This is a genomic window from Pantoea agglomerans NBRC 102470, from assembly GCF_001598475.1.
Classification (GTDB): domain Bacteria; phylum Pseudomonadota; class Gammaproteobacteria; order Enterobacterales; family Enterobacteriaceae; genus Pantoea; species Pantoea agglomerans.
On record NZ_BCZA01000005.1, the window covers coordinates 147,385 to 164,391 of the forward strand.

General features: G+C 55.2%; 15 protein-coding genes. 4 read left to right on the forward strand and 11 right to left on the reverse strand.

Annotated elements, in window-relative coordinates:
- Positions 1-27: 27 nt before the first annotated feature.
- Together ackA and pta are read left to right on the forward strand one after the other, a co-directional pair.
- Positions 28-1,230 (forward strand): acetate kinase, encoded by a 1,203-nt coding sequence (gene ackA, locus PAG01S_RS11180; protein WP_010258040.1) that lies wholly within the window; start codon positions 28-30, stop codon positions 1,228-1,230.
- 85 nt (positions 1,231-1,315) lie between these two features.
- The gene (gene pta, locus PAG01S_RS11185) at positions 1,316-3,448 is read left to right on the forward strand and encodes a phosphate acetyltransferase (protein WP_031292718.1); all 2,133 of its coding nucleotides are present in this window, start codon (positions 1,316-1,318) and stop codon (positions 3,446-3,448) included.
- A 109-nt stretch (positions 3,449-3,557) separates the two neighbouring features.
- On the opposite strand, the gene yfcD is transcribed toward pta, so the two are convergent.
- Both yfcD and yfcF read right to left on the reverse strand, forming a co-directional pair.
- Positions 3,558-4,082, reverse strand: coding sequence for an NUDIX hydrolase YfcD (yfcD, locus tag PAG01S_RS11190; protein ID WP_010258035.1), 525 nt, complete (start codon positions 4,080-4,082; stop codon positions 3,558-3,560).
- Between the two features lie 108 nt (positions 4,083-4,190).
- A complete protein-coding gene (gene yfcF / locus PAG01S_RS11195) occupies positions 4,191-4,832 on the reverse strand; it encodes a glutathione transferase (protein WP_010258032.1) in 642 nt (213 codons plus the stop codon).
- A 182-nt stretch (positions 4,833-5,014) separates the two neighbouring features.
- On the opposite strand from yfcF, the gene PAG01S_RS11200 reads away from it, so the two are divergent.
- A complete protein-coding gene (locus PAG01S_RS11200; RefSeq protein WP_061901250.1) occupies positions 5,015-5,911 on the forward strand; it encodes a TIGR01777 family oxidoreductase in 897 nt (298 codons plus the stop codon).
- A 33-nt stretch (positions 5,912-5,944) separates the two neighbouring features.
- Here the strand turns inward: PAG01S_RS11200 and PAG01S_RS11205 are convergent, their stop codons facing one another.
- The 3 genes from PAG01S_RS11205 to dalD are packed head-to-tail and all read right to left on the reverse strand — an operon-like array spanning position 5,945 to position 10,113.
- Positions 5,945-7,225 (reverse strand): MFS transporter, encoded by a 1,281-nt coding sequence (locus PAG01S_RS11205; protein WP_062758697.1) that lies wholly within the window; start codon positions 7,223-7,225, stop codon positions 5,945-5,947.
- 27 nt (positions 7,226-7,252) lie between these two features.
- The gene (gene xylB / locus PAG01S_RS11210; protein ID WP_033758495.1) at positions 7,253-8,722 is read right to left on the reverse strand and encodes a xylulokinase; all 1,470 of its coding nucleotides are present in this window, start codon (positions 8,720-8,722) and stop codon (positions 7,253-7,255) included.
- 2 nt (positions 8,723-8,724) lie between these two features.
- The gene (dalD, locus tag PAG01S_RS11215; RefSeq protein ID WP_010671449.1) at positions 8,725-10,113 is read right to left on the reverse strand and encodes a D-arabinitol 4-dehydrogenase; all 1,389 of its coding nucleotides are present in this window, start codon (positions 10,111-10,113) and stop codon (positions 8,725-8,727) included.
- Between the two features lie 195 nt (positions 10,114-10,308).
- Between dalD and PAG01S_RS11220 the strand changes: the two genes are divergently transcribed.
- Positions 10,309-11,256, forward strand: coding sequence for a sugar-binding transcriptional regulator (locus PAG01S_RS11220; RefSeq protein WP_060680642.1), 948 nt, complete (start codon positions 10,309-10,311; stop codon positions 11,254-11,256).
- Positions 11,257-11,391: 135 nt separating this feature from the next.
- On the opposite strand, the gene hisP is transcribed toward PAG01S_RS11220, so the two are convergent.
- The 6 genes from hisP to purF all read right to left on the reverse strand — a co-directional run bounded on the left by hisP (position 11,392) and on the right by purF (position 16,993).
- A complete protein-coding gene (gene hisP, locus PAG01S_RS11225; RefSeq protein WP_010258014.1) occupies positions 11,392-12,165 on the reverse strand; it encodes a histidine ABC transporter ATP-binding protein HisP in 774 nt (257 codons plus the stop codon).
- Between the two features lie 8 nt (positions 12,166-12,173).
- Positions 12,174-12,890, reverse strand: coding sequence for an ABC transporter permease (locus PAG01S_RS11230; RefSeq protein WP_010258010.1), 717 nt, complete (start codon positions 12,888-12,890; stop codon positions 12,174-12,176).
- On the reverse strand, positions 12,883-13,572 hold the full coding sequence (locus PAG01S_RS11235) for a histidine ABC transporter permease HisQ (protein ID WP_010258006.1): 690 nt from the start codon (positions 13,570-13,572) through the stop codon (positions 12,883-12,885). Before PAG01S_RS11235 ends, PAG01S_RS11230 begins: the two co-directional genes overlap by 8 nt.
- A 179-nt stretch (positions 13,573-13,751) precedes the next feature.
- Positions 13,752-14,534: a lysine/arginine/ornithine ABC transporter substrate-binding protein ArgT gene (argT, locus tag PAG01S_RS11240; protein WP_010258004.1), complete on the reverse strand. Its 783-nt coding sequence runs from the start codon at positions 14,532-14,534 to the stop codon at positions 13,752-13,754.
- A gap of 259 nt (positions 14,535-14,793) precedes the next feature.
- Complete coding sequence (locus tag PAG01S_RS11245) at positions 14,794-15,363, reverse strand: UbiX family flavin prenyltransferase (protein ID WP_010258003.1); 570 nt, start codon at positions 15,361-15,363, stop codon at positions 14,794-14,796.
- Positions 15,364-15,475: 112 nt separating this feature from the next.
- A complete protein-coding gene (gene purF / locus PAG01S_RS11250; RefSeq protein ID WP_010258001.1) occupies positions 15,476-16,993 on the reverse strand; it encodes an amidophosphoribosyltransferase in 1,518 nt (505 codons plus the stop codon).
- Positions 16,994-17,007: the final 14 nt, after the last annotated feature.

The window sequence follows — 17,007 nt, forward strand, 5'->3', positions numbered from 1 at the left end:
AGCCACTCTCAAAAAATAGGTACTTCCATGTCGAGTAAGTTAGTTCTGGTTCTGAACTGTGGCAGCTCTTCCCTTAAGTTTGCCATCCTCAACCCTGCCAGCGGTGAAGAATTCCTGTCTGGCCTGGCGGAATGTTTCCACCTTCCTGAAGCCCGCATCAAATGGAAGCTGGAAGGCGAAAAACAGGAAGCGCCTCTGGGTGCTGGCGCAGCGCATAGTGAAGCGCTGAACTTTATCGTTAAAACCATTCTGGCACAAAAACCTGAGCTTTCGGCACAAATTGCTGCAATCGGCCATCGTATCGTTCATGGCGGCGAGAAGCTGACTCAGTCAGTCATCATCACTGAAGAAGTGGTACAGGGCATCAAAGACGCCTCTTCTTTTGCACCGCTGCACAATCCGGCTCATCTGATCGGTATTGATGAAGCGATGAAAAACTTCCCTCACCTGTCAGATAAGAATGTCGCGGTATTTGACACCGCTTTCCATCAGACAATGCCGGAAGAGTCTTATCTCTATGCGCTGCCGTACAAATTGTATAAAGAACATGGCGTTCGTCGCTATGGCGCGCATGGCACCAGCCACTTCTATGTGACCCACGAAGCGGCCAAAATGCTCAACAAGCCGCTTGAGTCACTGAATATTATTACCTGCCACCTCGGTAACGGCGGTTCTGTCTCTGCCATTCGCAACGGCGAGTGTGTGGACACCTCAATGGGCCTGACCCCACTGGAAGGCCTGGTGATGGGTACCCGCAGTGGCGACATCGACCCGGCAATTATCTTCTTCCTGCACGATACGCTGGGTATGAGCGTCGATGCCATCAATAAACTGCTGACCAAAGAGTCTGGCCTGTTAGGTCTGACTGAAGTCACCAGCGACTGCCGCTACGTGGAAGATAACTACACCACCAAAGAAGATGCGAAGCGCGCAATGGATGTCTTCTGTCATCGCCTGGCGAAATATATCGGCAGCTACACTGCGCTGATGGATGGTCGCCTGGACGCCGTGGTATTTACTGGCGGCATCGGTGAAAACGCCGCGATGGTTCGTGAACTCTCACTGAAAAAACTGGCGCTGCTGGGCTTTGACGTCGATCACGATCGCAACCTGGCGGCCCGTTTCGGCAAGTCTGGTTACATCAATAAAGAAGGCACCCGCCCGGCGCTGGTGATCCCGACCAACGAAGAGCTGGTCATCGCCCAGGACGCCGCGCGTCTGACTGCGTAAACACTTCTCTCCGTCAGCTCAGGCTGACGGAGTTGTTTTTGACACCCTGCCATTACTGAGAGGTTCAAACGTGTCACGTACAATTATGCTCATTCCGACCGGCACCAGCGTCGGCCTGACCAGCGTCAGCCTCGGCGTTATCCGCGCCATGGAACGCAAAGGCGTTCGACTTAGCGTCTTTAAGCCGATTGCTCAGCCGCGTACCGGCGGCGATACGCCGGATCAAACCACCACTATTATCCGTAAGAACTCTTCGATTCCTGCCGCTGAACCGCTGCAGATGTCACGTGTTGAATCACTGCTGGGATCGAACCAGCAGGATGTGCTGATGGAAGAGATCATCTCCCGTTACCATGCCAACACGCAGAATGCGGAAGTGGTGCTGGTTGAAGGTCTGGTCCCTACCCGTAAGCATCAGTTCGCCAACGCGCTGAACTATGAAATCGCGAAAACCCTGAATGCGGAAATCGTCTTCGTGATGGCGCTGGGCAATGACTCTCCGGCACAGCTGAAAGAGCGCATTGAACTGACGCAGAGCAGCTTCGGCGGTCAGAAGAATAAAAATATCACTGGCGTGATCATCAATAAACTCAACGCGCCGGTCGATGATCAGGGGCGTACCCGCCCTGACCTGTCAGAAATTTTTGATGACTCGTCAAAAGCCAGCATCGCCAATATCGATCCTAAGCAGCTGTTCTCAGACAGCCCGCTGCCGGTGCTGGGCTGCGTGCCGTGGAGCTTTGATCTGATCGCCACCCGCGCAATCGATATGTGCCGCCACCTGGATGCGCGCATCATCAACGAAGGTGAGATTCAGACCCGCCGGGTTAAATCGGTCACCTTCTGCGCCCGTAGTATCCCGCACATGCTGGAGCATTTCCGTCCAGGCTCACTGCTGGTGACTTCCGCAGACCGCCCGGATGTATTGGTCGCCGCCTGTCTGGCCGCCATGAACGGCATTGAGATTGGCGCTATCCTGCTGACCGGTAACTACGAGATTGACGATCGCATCGCGCGCCTCTGTGACCGTGCCTTCCAGACCGGCCTGCCGGTGTTCATGGTGAAAACCAATACCTGGCAGACCTCTCTGAGCCTGCAGAGCTTTAATCTTGAAGTGCCCGCTGACGATACGCAGCGCATCGAGAAAGTGCAGGAATATGTTGCCAGCTACATTAATGCTGACTGGATTGAGTCACTGACCGCCACGTCAGAGCGCAGCCGTCGCCTGTCGCCACCGGCCTTCCGCTATCAGCTGACTGAGCTGGCGCGTAAAGCGGGCAAACGCGTCGTGCTGCCAGAGGGTGACGAGCCGCGTACGGTTAAAGCGGCCGCTATCTGTGCTGAACGCGGTATCGCCACCTGCGTACTGTTAGGCAACCCGGATGAGATTCAGCGTGTTGCTGCGGCTCAGGGTGTCGAACTGGGCAAAGGGGTTGAGATTGTTGATCCGGAACAGGTGCGTGAAAACTACGTGCCGCGTCTGGTTGAGCTGCGTAAGAGCAAAGGGATGACCGAAGTGGTCGCCCAGGAACAACTGGAAGATAACGTGGTGCTGGGCACCATGATGCTGGAGAGCGGCGAAGTAGATGGCCTGGTTTCAGGTGCGGTTCACACCACCGCCAACACCATTCGTCCGCCTCTGCAGCTGATCAAAACTGCGCCTAACAGCTCACTGGTTTCATCGGTGTTCTTTATGCTGCTGCCGGAGCAGGTGCTGGTTTACGGTGACTGCGCGATTAACCCGGATCCCACCGCTGAGCAACTGGCTGAAATCGCTATTCAGTCAGCCGACTCTGCTAAAGCCTTTGGTATCGATCCACGTGTTGCGATGATCTCCTACTCTACCGGCACGTCAGGTGCAGGCAGCGACGTTGAAAAAGTGCGTGAAGCAACGCGTATCGCGCAGGAAAAACGTCCTGATCTGGTCATTGATGGTCCGCTGCAGTATGACGCCGCGATTATGGAAGATGTGGCGAAGTCGAAAGCGCCAGATTCACAGGTTGCCGGTCGCGCCACCGTCTTTATCTTCCCGGATCTGAACACCGGTAACACCACGTATAAAGCGGTACAGCGTTCAGCCGATCTGATCTCAATCGGGCCGATGCTGCAGGGTATGCGTAAGCCGGTTAACGACCTGTCGCGCGGTGCGCTGGTTGATGACATCGTCTATACCATCGCCTTAACCGCTATTCAGTCTCAGCAGGCTGAACAAGGCTAAGCGTCAGGTAAGAACGCAAAAGGCATGCCCCAGGGCATGCCTTTTTTTCGCCGGTAACAGAGCCGGAGGCTTTAATGCGGATCGCTGAGACGCGTTAAAGCGCCCGTTTTCAGGCCCGGTTATCGCCGTTGCGGCTCATCCACAGAGAGAGCGCTTTAAGCGAATCGTCAGTGAACTCATCACAACGTGCGGTGATCTCATCGGGCGTCATCCAGATAATCTCATCGACTTCCGATTCCTGCATGGCGAATGGCCCGTGTGACACACAACTGAACAGTCCGCCCCAGACGCGACAGTGCTGATCTTCGAAGTAGAATTTGCCATGCTCAGCAAACGGCACCGCGGCAATCCCTAACTCCTCTTCCGCTTCACGTCGCGCAGACTCCAGCATATCTTCACCGCTCTGCACCACGCCGCCTGCGGTTGCGTCCAGTTTGCCCGGCATAAAATCTTTTATCTCAGTGCGACGCTGCACCAGAATCTTGCCCATACCGTCATGAACCACAATATAGGTAGCGCGGTGACGCAGGCACTCAGCGCGCATCTGCGCACGTGTTGCCTGAGCAACAACTTCATTCTCTTCGTTTACGATATCGACCCACTCGATGCCGTCACCCGCAGTTTGATCCACCATCCGTAACCCTTTCCTGTTTGGCGTACACTTGGGTACGCAGTTTGCCACGTCTTTATTTTTATGTGGCGTAAGGTAATCACTTCCGGCAGCCTGAGCAAGCCCTGGCTGTTACCGATTTTTACCACTTTCTGCTAACCACAGCTGTACTGAGGCTCGCTGCCACTGAAACTCAGCATAATCCCGCAGACGCGCGGGCAAAGGATCGCCATGCAATACCAGTCGGTTAAGCATCACCGCCAGATCGGTATCCGCAATTGACCACTCGCCAAACAGGTTCTGTTGTCCGTCCGGCAGCAGGCGATCGACGGCCATAACCAGTTTATCCACCGCCTGCTGCGCTGATGCGGTCAGCGGCGCAAAGCGCTCACCGGCAAACAGCACTTCTGTGGGACGCTCCTGACGTATCCACAGGAAGTCACTGCGCAGCCAGGCCTGGATCTCTCTGGCGCGGGCACGCTTCTCGCGGTCGCGGGGATAGAGGCGCTCAAATTCGGGCGCCGGAAAGCGCTCTTCAAGATATTCGGTAATCGCCGAGGATTCGCTTAACAGGAACGCATCAATCTGCAGGGTCGGGACCCGGCAGGTCAGCGACAGCTCGCGGTAAGCCGCGGCGTATTGCTGATTCTGCGACAAATCGACGCGCTTCAGCTGGAAAGGGATCCCTTTTTCGGTAAGAGCAACATAGGCCGACATGGCGTAAGGACTGAAAAATGATGAATCTGACCACAGGGTGATGGACGGATAATTCATCGGTTACCTCAATTGGCTGTCAGGGTTGCATCATGTTTACCGATTTTTATTTGGGAAGGCAACGCTGAGCTGATCCGATCTCTGCCTCCGGAATAAGAAAGCGCGACGCGACTCACGATAGAGTGGCTCGACTCTTCTATGCTGAAAGGTGCAAATAACAAAAACATCAAGGGAGCCGCAACATGCACATTCTTATTACCGGTGGCACGGGACTGATTGGCCGTCACCTGATTCCGCGCCTGCAACAGCTGGGGCATCAGATCAGTGTGGTGACGCGTGACGTGGTCAGCGCGCGTGAAAAACTGGGCGAAGAGGTCGCGCTCTGGTCAGGGCTGGCGCAACAGTCGAACCTGGATACGATCGATGCGGTCATTAATCTGGCGGGAGAACCTATTGCCGACAAACGCTGGACGGAGCCGCATAAACAGCAGCTGTGTGAAAGCCGCTGGCAGATAACCGAGCAGATTGTCTCACTGATCAACGCCAGCGCCACGCCACCGTCCGTGTTGATCTCAGGTTCGGCAACCGGCTTTTATGGCAACACCGGCGATCTGGTGCTGACTGAAGAGGATCAGGGTCAGGATGAGTTTACTCATCAGCTCTGCGCCCGCTGGGAGCAGCTGGCGCTCGCGGCTGAAAGCGAACGCACCCGCGTCTGCCTGCTGCGAACCGGCGTGGTGCTGGCGTCTGAGGGCGGCGCACTCAGCAAAATGAAGCTGCCCTTTAAACTCGGCATCGGCGGGCCGATTGGCAGTGGTAAACAGTACATGCCGTGGATTCACATTGATGACATGCTAAACGCCATTATCTGGCTGCTGGAGCATGACGATCTGCGGGGTCCGTTCAATATGGTCGCTCCCTACGCGGTGCGTAACGAGCAGTTTGCCGCTACCCTGGGCCAGGTTATGCATCGTCCGGCCTTTATGCGCACGCCTGCCAGCGCCATTAAACTGATGATGGGCGAATCGTCGGTACTGGTGCTGGGAGGACAGCATGTGCTGCCAAAGCGGCTGGAGGCCTCAGGCTTTGGCTTCCGCTGGTACGATTTGCAGGAAGCGTTGCAGGATGTCGCAGGATAAACATACGGCGGCCCTGGGCCGCCGTATGTTTCGTTAGTTACGCTGCTCTGCTACACGCGACTTCACTACCTTCTCTTCACGCGTATGCCCCGGTTGTGGCACACGAATTATAAAGGTCAGCACGCCAGCGAACACGTATAGCCCGGTATAGGCCCATACCACACCGACTATGTCGAAGAACGGCAGCATGACTGAGGCGATAGCCGGTGCCACAAAGTTACTGAGTCCTGCGGAGAGGTTGTAAATAGAGACCGCAGCGCCTTTGTGATGCGGTTCCAGCGTGGGAAATACAGCGGTCATCGGTACAAACGCGGCGACAAAAATGCCCAGCATTACCGCAGGGATTAATGCGACCCAGAAGTTATGACCCGCATACAGCGGCAGATAATAAAAGGTCAGACTGGAGATGGCCATCCCCAGGCAACCAAACCAGCGCACCTGACGGATCCAGCCCAGCTTCTCTCCCGTGAGGCCCCAGAAGATATTCGTAAATATAGTGACAAAGAAGAACACCGCCCAGATTTGTAGCCATTCAGAGATGGTAAAGCCGAGACGATCGACAAACAGCAGTGGCATGATAATGGCGAAACCAAACAGCGACAGCGTGTTGATGATGCGAATCAGGCAGGCATAAAACACATTCTGATTGGTGAACAGGATGGTCACGGCACGCGCCATCTCTGTCATCTTGTCACGCATCGGCAAATTCACACGAGAGCGATCCACCGGTACCTTGCGCAGGCTGAAGTATGCGAGGATCCCACCACTGGCCACCCAGATAATAGCCAGCCACAGCGTCCCCGTTTCCCCCAGCATCGGAATGGTGAGACTTGGCAGATAGCTGCCAATCACCCCGATGCCGACAGAATACATCGCCCAGAACCAGCCGGTCGCCGCCGCCAGTTTTTCGCGCGGTAAGACCTGCACCAGCATCATCATGAAAGAGTAGATAAACAGCGGATAAGCCAGCCCGCGAATGCCGTAGAACAGCACCATCAGCGGATAGTTGCGCAGGCCAAGCCCCAGCGACATAAACAGCGTATGCATCACGATCCATAACACAAAGCCAATCATCATCGCGCGCTGCGGTGTGATCAACTCGGCTACCACGCCAGATGCCCAGGCCGCCAGGGCTGCCGCTAAGCCATAGAAGGTGAATACGACTGCAGACTGCGCGGGCGTAAAGCCCATATCGGTGATATGGCGCGACAGAAACGCCATTTCAAAGCCATCACCCGCCATAAAGATTGCGATAGCGAGGAAACCCCAGAACATCTTTTTCGGTAAGCCAAACCAGTATTCGTTCGATTGCATCACAATTACCTTCTGTCTGGTTAGTCGTTATGCAGGCAGCAAACTGCGCACCTGTTGTTGCTGGATGTAGAGTTCCCGGAACAGACATAGCCGCTTTTGCAGCACGGCACCGCGCGTCTCGTCCGGTTGGTAGCGTGCCTGCACAGCCGGCTTCAGACACACCTCATGCTCAAGGCCGCCATCAGCCAGCCACGCTAAACGTGCCGCACCCAGCGCGCCAGATGCGCTGGCGGGATGGGTAACAATGGGCAGTTGCAGCACATCGGCAATCAATTGAGCCCACAATGTGCTACGTGCGCCACCACCGGTCAGGCTGCACTGCTGAATGTGATGCCTGGCATCGCCGAGCACACTCAACCCATCAGCCAGCCCAAATGCCACGCCTTCAACCACCGCATAGCCCAGCAAGGCGCGCGGGGTTTCATGGCGCAGATTGAAGAAAGAACCGGATGCGTCAGGATCGTTATGTGGTGTGCGTTCACCAGACAGATAGGGCAGGAAAACCGGGGCGCTACGCACTTGCTCATCACTGAGCTGGACCATCTCCTCCATCAGCTGGCTTTCACTGACCGACAGCAGATTGCACAACCAGCGCAGACAACTGGCGGCGCTAAGCATCACACTCATCTGGTGCCAGCGGCCCGGTAACGCATGGCAAAAGGCGTGCACCCCGCATTGAGGGTCAGCCCGTAAGCGGTCGTTTACGACAAAAATCACACCGGAGGTACCCAATGAGATAAACGCATCACCGGGATTCACCGCCCCCACACCGACTGCCGATGCGGCATTGTCACCGCCGCCTCCCGCGACAGTAACCGCAGTAGATAAACCCCACTCGCTCGCCAGCGTCGGCTGCAGGCGTCCACTTATGGCACTGCCTTCTACCAGTTCAGGCATTTGGGCACGCTTCAGTCCGGTGATGGCCAGCAGTTCTTCCGACCAGTCACGCCGGGAGACATCGAGCCACAGCGTTCCGGCAGCATCCGAAGGCTCACTGACAAAGCGCCCGGTAAGACGCCAGCGCAGGTAATCTTTCGGCAGCAGGACCTTATCGATGCGGCTGAAAATTTCTGGCTCATTTTCCGCGACCCAGTGCAGTTTCGGCAAAGTGAAGCCGGGCATAATCATATTGCCGCTAATTTCCATTATCCGGGGATTGCTCTTCCGTAGCCTTTCACACTGCGGTGCACTGCGCGTGTCGTTCCAGAGGATACACGGACGCAGCACCTTCCCCCCGGCATCCAGCAACACGGCCCCGTGCATCTGTCCCGATAATCCGATAGCGCGAATCGCGGCCCATGCCAGAGGAAACTGATGACGTAATCCCGCCAGAACCTCGCTGCAGGCTTGCCACCAGCATTCAGGATCCTGTTCAGCCCAGTGGGGATGGGGACGCTGCACGCTCAGCGTGGCGTGCTGAGCCGCCACAATCTCACCGTGCGTATTAATGATCAGCGCTTTAAGCTCTGAGGTACCAATATCAATGCCGAGATACATAATTACACCGCCGCCAGTTCAGGCTGTTTCAGCCACTGCTGCAAACTCGCAACACGGCGGGTGACTAACTCATGAAACGCCTTATCAGATGCCAGTTCCGCAAACAGCGCGCTATCACTCAGGTATGCATGGAGCGGATCGGCGCTGGCGAACTGCTTACGTAGCGTATCGACCTGTAGCGCACCGTCCTGATAGCAATAGGGTAAATTGTCATCGGCCCATCGCTGCATAAACAGGAAGAACAGTGCCGGAATCACCGCCGTTGCGGTGGGCTGCGCACCGCGCTGGTAGCACTGTTGCAGGGTTGGCGTAACCATGCCGGGAATTTTGGATAAACCATCGGCACCGACGCGCTGATTGGTATCTTTAATGTAAGGATTACTGAAGCGGGCCAGCACCACGTCACGATAATCCGCTAAATCAAGCGGGCTGGGAGACAGAGAAGGAATGACATCCTGGGTCACATAGTCGTGAGCCAGTTGATAAATCGCCGGATGGCTGGTGCTCTCATCGATATAGTTCAGACCAATCAGTGTGCCCGCCCAGGCAATCGCAGCATGTGTCGCATTGAGGATGCGAATTTTCGCCTCTTCCCACGGCAGTACCGATTCCACCAGTTCAACACCGACCTTTTCCAGCGCCGGGCGCCCGGCAATAAAATCATCCTCAATGACCCACTGAATAAAAGATTCGGCCATTACTGCTGCGCCATCCTGTTTGCCGGTCGCCGCCTGCACGCGTTCTGCCACCTCCGGAGTAGGACGGGGTGTAATGCGATCAACCATGGTATTCGGTGAACGGGTTTGCGTGCGCACCCAGTCGGCCAGCGCGGTATCGCCTTTGGCCGTAAGAAACGCCAGGAAGGCGTCACGGAAACGCTCACCATTGTGCCGCAGATTGTCGCAGTTCAGCAGCGTAACCGGCGGACCGCCTTGCGCAACACGCTGTGTCAGAATATGGCTGAGTGCACCGTAGAGGGTGCGGATATCGCCACCCAGATCGGCCTTCACATCTGCCTGATTGAGATCCAGGGTAAACGCGGGCGTCAGGTAGTAACCCGCTTCGGTCACGGTAAAGCTAATCACACGCGTTTCCGCACTGGCCCCCTGCTCGATCAACGCACTGATATCACTATCCCAGGGCAAAATTTTGCGCAGCGAAGTGATGGTTTCGTAGTCGCGCTTACCTTCAGGCGTCACGGTTTCCAGCACATATTCTCCCTGCTGCGCCGCGAGCTGATTGAGCAGCGGCACTGCGTCATTACGGATATTGCCGAGCGCGATGCTCCAGCTTTCATCACCCTGCTCACGCAGTTTATGCAGATACCACGCCTGATGTGCCCGATGAAAAGATCCCGCGCCGATGTGCATCCACACTGATTGGTTGTTCATAATCGCCTCATTTAAACATTTGCCACACCTAAGGGCATTTGCCCGATGACCTGTAGCATAGTGCCTATTACGAAGATCCTTCTGCGAGCTGAGTCACAAATAATATTTTTGCTCCCATCCCGGGCTTTTGCTCAGTTAGTGCTTTTCGACCCGCACGGCGTTAAGATGTCCCCTCAAATTCGACGGAACATCGTGATGAGCAGAGAAGAAAAAAAGCAGGAGCTGGCCGCACGTGCCGCATGGATGTATTACGTCGCAGGCGTGACACAGCAGGAGATTGCGCAGGCATTGGGATTGTCACGACAGGTAGCGCAGCGGCTGGTATCCAGTGCACGTGAAATGGGCATGGTGAACGTAAAAATTGATCATCCCGTCACACACTGTCTGCAGCTGGCGCGTGAGGTACAGGCGAAGTTTGGTCTGGATTTGTGCCGCGTTGTGCCATCGGCCAGTCTGAATGATGAGGCTATTCAACAAATGCTGGCAGTTGAAGGCTCGGCGGTGATGACACAATTCATCAATGAGGAAACGCCTCAGGTGTTCGGTATTGGTTCCGGTAAAACCCTGCGCTCAATGATCGATGCGCTACCCTGGGTTGATCGCCCGCAGCATCATTGCGTTTCCATGATTGGTGCCATCGCGCGGGATGATTCCGGTACTCGCTATGACGTACCGTTGAAGATGGCCGAAAAGATGCAAGGTAAGTATTTCTTTATCCCCGCCCCCTTATACGCCGACACCCCAGAGGATAAAGCGATGTGGGTTCAGCATAAGGTTTACCAGCGCGTCATTGATCGCGCATTACAGGCGGACGTGGCTTTTGTGGGTATTGGCGAAGTGATGCCGGGCTGTCCTTTGAATGCCGAGGGATTCATCACAGATGCGCAGGTCGAGGCGCTAAATGGGCGCGGCGTGGTGGGCGAAATGCTCGGTCACTTTTTCAATCAGCAGGGTGAGCGGGTATGGGGCGAAACGGATGAGCTACTGACCAGCGTGCGACTGGAAAGCCGGACTCAGCGTAAAATTATTGGCTTTGCGGGTAGCGAGCGCAAGTATCCAGCAATCCGTGCCGCATTACAGGGCGGCTGGGTATCGGGACTGGTGACCGATGAGGATACGGCGCTGAAGCTACTGCAAAAGTGATATCTCAGCATGGATGCAGAGTGCGAGGGCAGAACGCAGAGATGACGCAAAATCTCAAACGCGGCTCGCACTTATTCTGCGCAGGGCACGTTACGCCGGTGCCCTGATTCCCTCGCCTTAACTAACATCTAACCGTTACTTCAGCGATCCCTTGAGGAACTGCTGTAAACGTGGGCTTTTCGGACTGCCGAACAGTTCCGCAGGCGGTCCCTGCTCTTCGATTTTACCCTGATGCAGGAAAATGACATGGCTGGAGACGTGACGGGCAAACTCCATCTCGTGGGTCACGACCACCATGGTTTTGCCCTCCTCAGCCAGCTTCTGCATGATGCGCAGTACTTCCCCGACCAGCTCCGGATCAAGCGCCGAAGTGGGTTCGTCAAACAGCAACACCTCTGGCTCCATCGCCAGCGCGCGCGCAATCGACACACGCTGCTGCTGACCACCGGAGAGGTGAACCGGATATTTTGCCTGCGCTCGCGCATCAATCCCGACTTTATCGAGGTATTTGATGGCACGCTCACGCGCCGCCGCTTTACTCAGCCCCAGCACCTGAATCGGGGCTTCCATCACGTTTTCCAGCACGGTCATGTGACTCCACAGATTAAAATGCTGGAACACCATGGTCAGGCTGGTACGTAACGCGCGCAGCTGCTCTTTGTCAGCCACTTTGAGCTGACCATCTTTGTCACGGACTAAGGTGATTTGTTGGTTATTCACCATGATGCTGCCTTCACTCGGTTTTTCGAGGAAGTTGATGCAGCGTAAAAAGGTACTTTTCCCTGAGCCGGACGATCCAATGATACTGATCACATCGCCCGCTTTAGCAGTTAACGAGACCCCTTTCAGCACTTCATGTTCACCGTAACGCTTATGCAATTCGGTGACGCTTAATTTATTGTCAGCCATAGTTCTACTCAATGCGATGAAGAGGGTTTCACGTGGGCCAGCCAGCGACGTTCCGCCAGGCGGAACAGGCTGATCAACACGTAAGAGATAATCAGGTACAACACAGCCGCCAGACCAAAGGCGGTAAACGGCTGATAGGTCGCCGAGTTAATATCCCGCGCGATTTTCAGCAGATCCGGCACGGTGGCGGTGAAGGCCAGCGCCGTGGAGTGCAGCATCAGAATCACTTCGTTGCTGTAGGCCGGCAGTGCCGTACGCAGCGCCGATGGCAGGATAATGCAGCGATAGAGTTTAAAAGTAGAGAAGCCGTACGCCCGTGCCGCCTCAATTTCACCGTGTGGCACCGAGCGAATCGCACCGGCAAAAATTTCCGTGGTGTAGGCGCAGGTGTTGAGGGTAAAGGCGAGCAGGGTACAGTTCAGACCACTGCGGAAAAAGGCATTCAGCAGTTCAGTGCCTTTCACAATCTCCAGCGTGTACATGCCGGAGTAGAACACCAGCAGCTGCACATAGAGCGGCGTGCCGCGAAAGACGTAGGTGAAGAGCCAGACCGGAAAGCTGATAAACCGGTTAGGGGAAACCCGCGCTATCGCCAGCAGGATTGCCAGACATCCGCCAATGGTGACCGAGAGGATCAGCAGCCACAGGGTGATAGCTACACCGGTAAAACGATAACCGTCAGTCCAGAGCAGCGATTTCCAGTATTCCTGAATAATATCAATCATAACTCGCCCTCTTTACACCTACCGTATAGCGCCGGTTGAGCCACCACAGCACACCGTTTGACAGCGTGGTAAATACCAGATAAATCACACCGGCCACAATGGCGAAGTAGAACGGCTGCCAGGTACTTTTTCCTGCCAGCTGCGTCGCCTTCACCACATCTTCCAGCCCCAGCAGCGAGACCAGCGCGGTGGCTTTCAGAATCACCTGCCAGTTGTTGCCGATGCCTGGCAGCGCGTAGCGCATCATGGCCGGAAACAGAATGCGGCGGAACACCTGCGCGCCGGTAAAGCCAAACGCGGTTGCTGCTTCAATCTGCCCCTGAGGCACGGCCATAAAGGCGCCGCGGAACGTTTCGGTGAAGTAGGCACCATAGATAAAGCCGAGCGTGATGATACCGGCGACCATCGGGTCGATATCAAACTGCGCCATACCCAGCGCATCGGTTATCTGGTTGAGGACAATCTGCAGACCGTAGAAGATCAGCAGCATCAGTACAAGGTCTGGCACGCCACGAATCAGCGTGGTGTAGCCTTCAAAAATCATCGCCAGTGGCCGGCTGCGCGACAGTTTCGCGCCTGCGCCAATCAGGCCCAGCAGCACTGCCAGCACGACCGAAGTGAGCGCCAGCTCCAGCGTCACCAGCGTGCCCCGAAGAATTACATCAGAATAGCCATACAGCATCGAAAGGGTCCTGTCGTGGGGTGAAAACGAAACGCTGCCCGCAAGCGAGACGGGCAGTTTAGCTTTACTTCTCTGTTGCAGATGCCATCCGCCATTAGCGGAAAAGAACCCGATTCTGCACCTGGCAGAACCGGCTCAGACCCGGCAAAACGGACACAGAGGGTAAAGCGACAGGATGGTTAGTCGCCGTACACGTTGAAATCGAAGTATTTCTTCGCAATCTTGTCGTAGGTGCCATCTTTACGCATGTCAGCAAAGGCTTTGTCGATGGCGGCTTTCAGTTCGCTGTCATCTTTACGCAGTCCCATGCCGGTACCGACGCCAAAAATCTTGTCATCTTTCACGGCCGGACCGGCGAAGGCGTAATTTTTACCGACCGGCTGCTTCAGGAACCCTTCGCTGGCCTGCACTTCATCCTGGAAGGCAGCATCAATACGACCGGCATTCAGATCCTGATAGACCAGATCCTGGTTTGCATAAGGTGTGACGTTCACCCCTTTTGGCCGCCAGTTCTGATTGGCGTAAGTTTCCTGGGTGGTGCCCTGCAGCAGACCGATGTTTTTGCCTTTCAGGGACTCAATGGTCGGCTCAATTTTCGATCCCTTCGGCGCGACTAAACGCGCGTTAGCGGCGTAGAGTTTTTCCGAGAAGGCGATCTCTTCCTGACGTTTCGCTGTGATGGAAAGTGAGGAGATGATGGCATCAATTTTCTTCGCTTTCAGCGAAGGGATCAGCGCATCAAAGTCGCTCTCAACATAGGTACATTGGGTATGAATACGTTTACAGATTTCGTTAGCGAGGTCGATATCGAAGCCCACTAACTTGCCTTGCGCGTTTTTCGACTCAAACGGTGGGTAAGTTGGATCTGTGCCGATACGGATTGAACCCGGAACCGCCGCGAAAACGCTGGCAGCACTGGATAAGCCCAGCATCAGGGAAAGAGCCAGAACACGCTTTTTCATAGATTACCCTCAAGTGAAGTGCTTTTTGTTATGTGGTTCGTGATGTGTTTGCGCAAAGTAATTTGCATGTTTCATGCCAGTTCTGCAAGTTAACCACGCTGTTAGCGTGATGTCAGACAGGCGAAAACGCTGTGTTTGTGAGGGGAATATAGCAGTGAAGTAAAAGAGAAAAAGCGACGTTGTTAACTTTTGGTGCGTCAAATGCACGAAGAGTGATCCGAGGCGCGCTTATGCACTAAATAAGTGCGCCAGCGGAACTTTATGCACCCTGCCAGCGCGTGAAGAGATCTTCCGATAATTCGATATCAAACTGGTCGATAACCCGGTTAACGGTCTGATCGATCAGCTGATCGATCGTTTCAGGCCGATGATAAAATGCCGGCACGGGTGGCATGATAATGGCACCCAGCTCTGCGGCGGTGGTCATCATTCGCAGATGCCCAACATGCAGCGGGGTTTCGCGCACGCACAGCACCAGCTTACGCTGCTCTTTTAACACCACGTCAGCCGCACGGGTCAGCAACGAGTCACTGTAACTGTGGACGATGCCAGAGAGCGTTTTCATTGAGCAGGGTAAAATCGCCATGCCCAGCGTTTTAAACGATCCAGATGAGATATTTGCTGCAATATCGCGCACGTCATGCACCACATCGGCCAGCGCCTGCACGTCACGCAGCGAATAATCGCTCTCCAGTCCCAGCGTCTGACGCGCCGCCTGACTCATAACCAGATGCGTTTCTACTTCTTCCACCTGCTGCAACACCTGCAGCATGCGCACGCCATAGATCACCCCGCTTGCGCCAGAGATGCCAATGATGAGTCGTTTCATATTCCAACCTTATTTCAGCCAATGGGCCATCATACGCGGCCTGCGGGTTTCTGAAAACAAACAGGGCGGGATTGCTCCCGCCCTGTTTTATGCTGCCCGCCTGCTGAAGGTATCAGCCTTCGTTGTGCAGCTCGAGGTTTTCGACTTCGTTCTGCCGCTGAAGCGCTTTGGCATCATCATTACGCAGCGACTCGAGATACTCCAGATATTGCTGATCGACATCTTTCGTCACGTAAATGCCGTTGAACACCGAGCACTCAAATTGTGCAATGTCCGGATTCTCTTCGCGAACCGCTTCGATCAGATCGTCCAGATCCTGGAAGATCAGCGCATCGGCTTTAATCAGCTGGCGAATCTCTTCCACTTCACGGCCATGCGCAATCAGTTCCGTGGCGCTGGGCATATCGATACCGTAGACGTTCGGGAAACGAATTTCCGGCGCCGCTGACGCCAGATAAACCCTTTTTGCGCCCGCTTCACGCGCCATCTCGATAATCTGCTCTGAGGTGGTACCGCGAACAATAGAGTCATCCACCAGCAGCACATTTTTATCACGGAATTCGGCGCGGTTAGCGTTGAGCTTGCGGCGCACCGCGCTGCGGCGTAACTGCTGGCCCGGCATGATAAAAGTACGGCCAACGTACCGGTTCTTCACGAAGCCCTGGCGATAGGGTTTGTCGAGAATACGTGCAATTTCCAGCGCGATATCGGTGGAGGTTTCAGGAATCGGAATCACAACGTCGATATCGAGATCTTCCCACTCGCGCGCAATTTTCTCACCCAGCTTGGTGCCCATACGAACACGGGCGCTGTAGACCGAGATTTTGTCGAGGAAGGAGTCGGGACGCGCAAAATAGACATACTCGAACAGGCAAGGATTGCTTTTCGGATTTTCAGCGCACTGGCGGGTAGACAGCTGGCCCGCCTCAGTCACATAAACCGCTTCACCCGGTGCAACGTCACGGATGAACTCAAAGCCCAGCGTATCCAGCGCCACGCTCTCGGAGGCGACCATATATTCGGTGCGGCCATCAGCGATAACGCGCTTGCCCAGCACCAGCGGACGGATACCGTTAGGATCACGGAAGGCGACCATGCCGTGGCCGATAATCATCGACACTACCGCATAGGCTCCGCGCACCTGCTGATGCACGGCAGCAACCGCAGCAAAGATGTTGTCGGCTGTCAGCGGATCGTTTTGGAAACGATCTAACTCCTGCGCAAAGATGTTCAGCAGGATTTCAGAATCTGAGGTGGTATTAACGTGACGGCGGCCCTTTTCAAACAGGTGCTTACGCAGCACATGGGCGTTGGTCAGGTTACCGTTGTGCGCCAGGGTGATGCCATACGGGGAGTTTACATAGAATGGCTGCGCTTCAGAGGCACTGGAGCTTCCCGCGGTTGGATAACGCGCGTGACCGATCCCCATATTGCCCTGCAGACGCTGCATGTGGCGTGCTTCGAAAACGTCGCTGACCAGGCCGTTTGCCTTTCGCAGGCGAAAACATTTCAGCGCATCGATAGTACAAATGCCTGCGGCATCCTGCCCGCGGTGCTGGAGCACCGTTAACGCGTCATAGATCGACTGGTTGACCGGCATGAAACCGGTGATACCGACAATACCGCACATGTTGTCATTTCCTC

Excerpts from the sequence above, each read along its gene's own strand:
- ackA (WP_010258040.1), top strand. The coding sequence starts at position 28 with ATGTCGAGTAAGTTAGTTCTGGTTCTGAACTGTGGCAGCTCTTCCCTT.
- pta (WP_031292718.1), top strand. The coding sequence starts at position 1,316 with ATGCTCATTCCGACCGGCACCAGCGTCGGCCTGACCAGCGTCAGCCTC.
- yfcD (WP_010258035.1), bottom strand. The coding sequence starts at position 4,082 with ATGGTGGATCAAACTGCGGGTGACGGCATCGAGTGGGTCGATATCGTA.
- yfcF (WP_010258032.1), bottom strand. The coding sequence starts at position 4,832 with ATGAATTATCCGTCCATCACCCTGTGGTCAGATTCATCATTTTTCAGT.
- PAG01S_RS11200 (WP_061901250.1), top strand. The coding sequence starts at position 5,015 with ATGCACATTCTTATTACCGGTGGCACGGGACTGATTGGCCGTCACCTG.
- PAG01S_RS11205 (WP_062758697.1), bottom strand. The coding sequence starts at position 7,225 with ATGCAATCGAACGAATACTGGTTTGGCTTACCGAAAAAGATGTTCTGG.
- xylB (WP_033758495.1), bottom strand. The coding sequence starts at position 8,722 with ATGTATCTCGGCATTGATATTGGTACCTCAGAGCTTAAAGCGCTGATC.
- dalD (WP_010671449.1), bottom strand. The coding sequence starts at position 10,113 with ATGAACAACCAATCAGTGTGGATGCACATCGGCGCGGGATCTTTTCAT.
- PAG01S_RS11220 (WP_060680642.1), top strand. The coding sequence starts at position 10,309 with ATGAGCAGAGAAGAAAAAAAGCAGGAGCTGGCCGCACGTGCCGCATGG.
- hisP (WP_010258014.1), bottom strand. The coding sequence starts at position 12,165 with ATGGCTGACAATAAATTAAGCGTCACCGAATTGCATAAGCGTTACGGT.
- PAG01S_RS11230 (WP_010258010.1), bottom strand. The coding sequence starts at position 12,890 with ATGATTGATATTATTCAGGAATACTGGAAATCGCTGCTCTGGACTGAC.
- PAG01S_RS11235 (WP_010258006.1), bottom strand. The coding sequence starts at position 13,572 with ATGCTGTATGGCTATTCTGATGTAATTCTTCGGGGCACGCTGGTGACG.
- argT (WP_010258004.1), bottom strand. The coding sequence starts at position 14,534 with ATGAAAAAGCGTGTTCTGGCTCTTTCCCTGATGCTGGGCTTATCCAGT.
- PAG01S_RS11245 (WP_010258003.1), bottom strand. The coding sequence starts at position 15,363 with ATGAAACGACTCATCATTGGCATCTCTGGCGCAAGCGGGGTGATCTAT.
- purF (WP_010258001.1), bottom strand. The coding sequence starts at position 16,993 with ATGTGCGGTATTGTCGGTATCACCGGTTTCATGCCGGTCAACCAGTCG.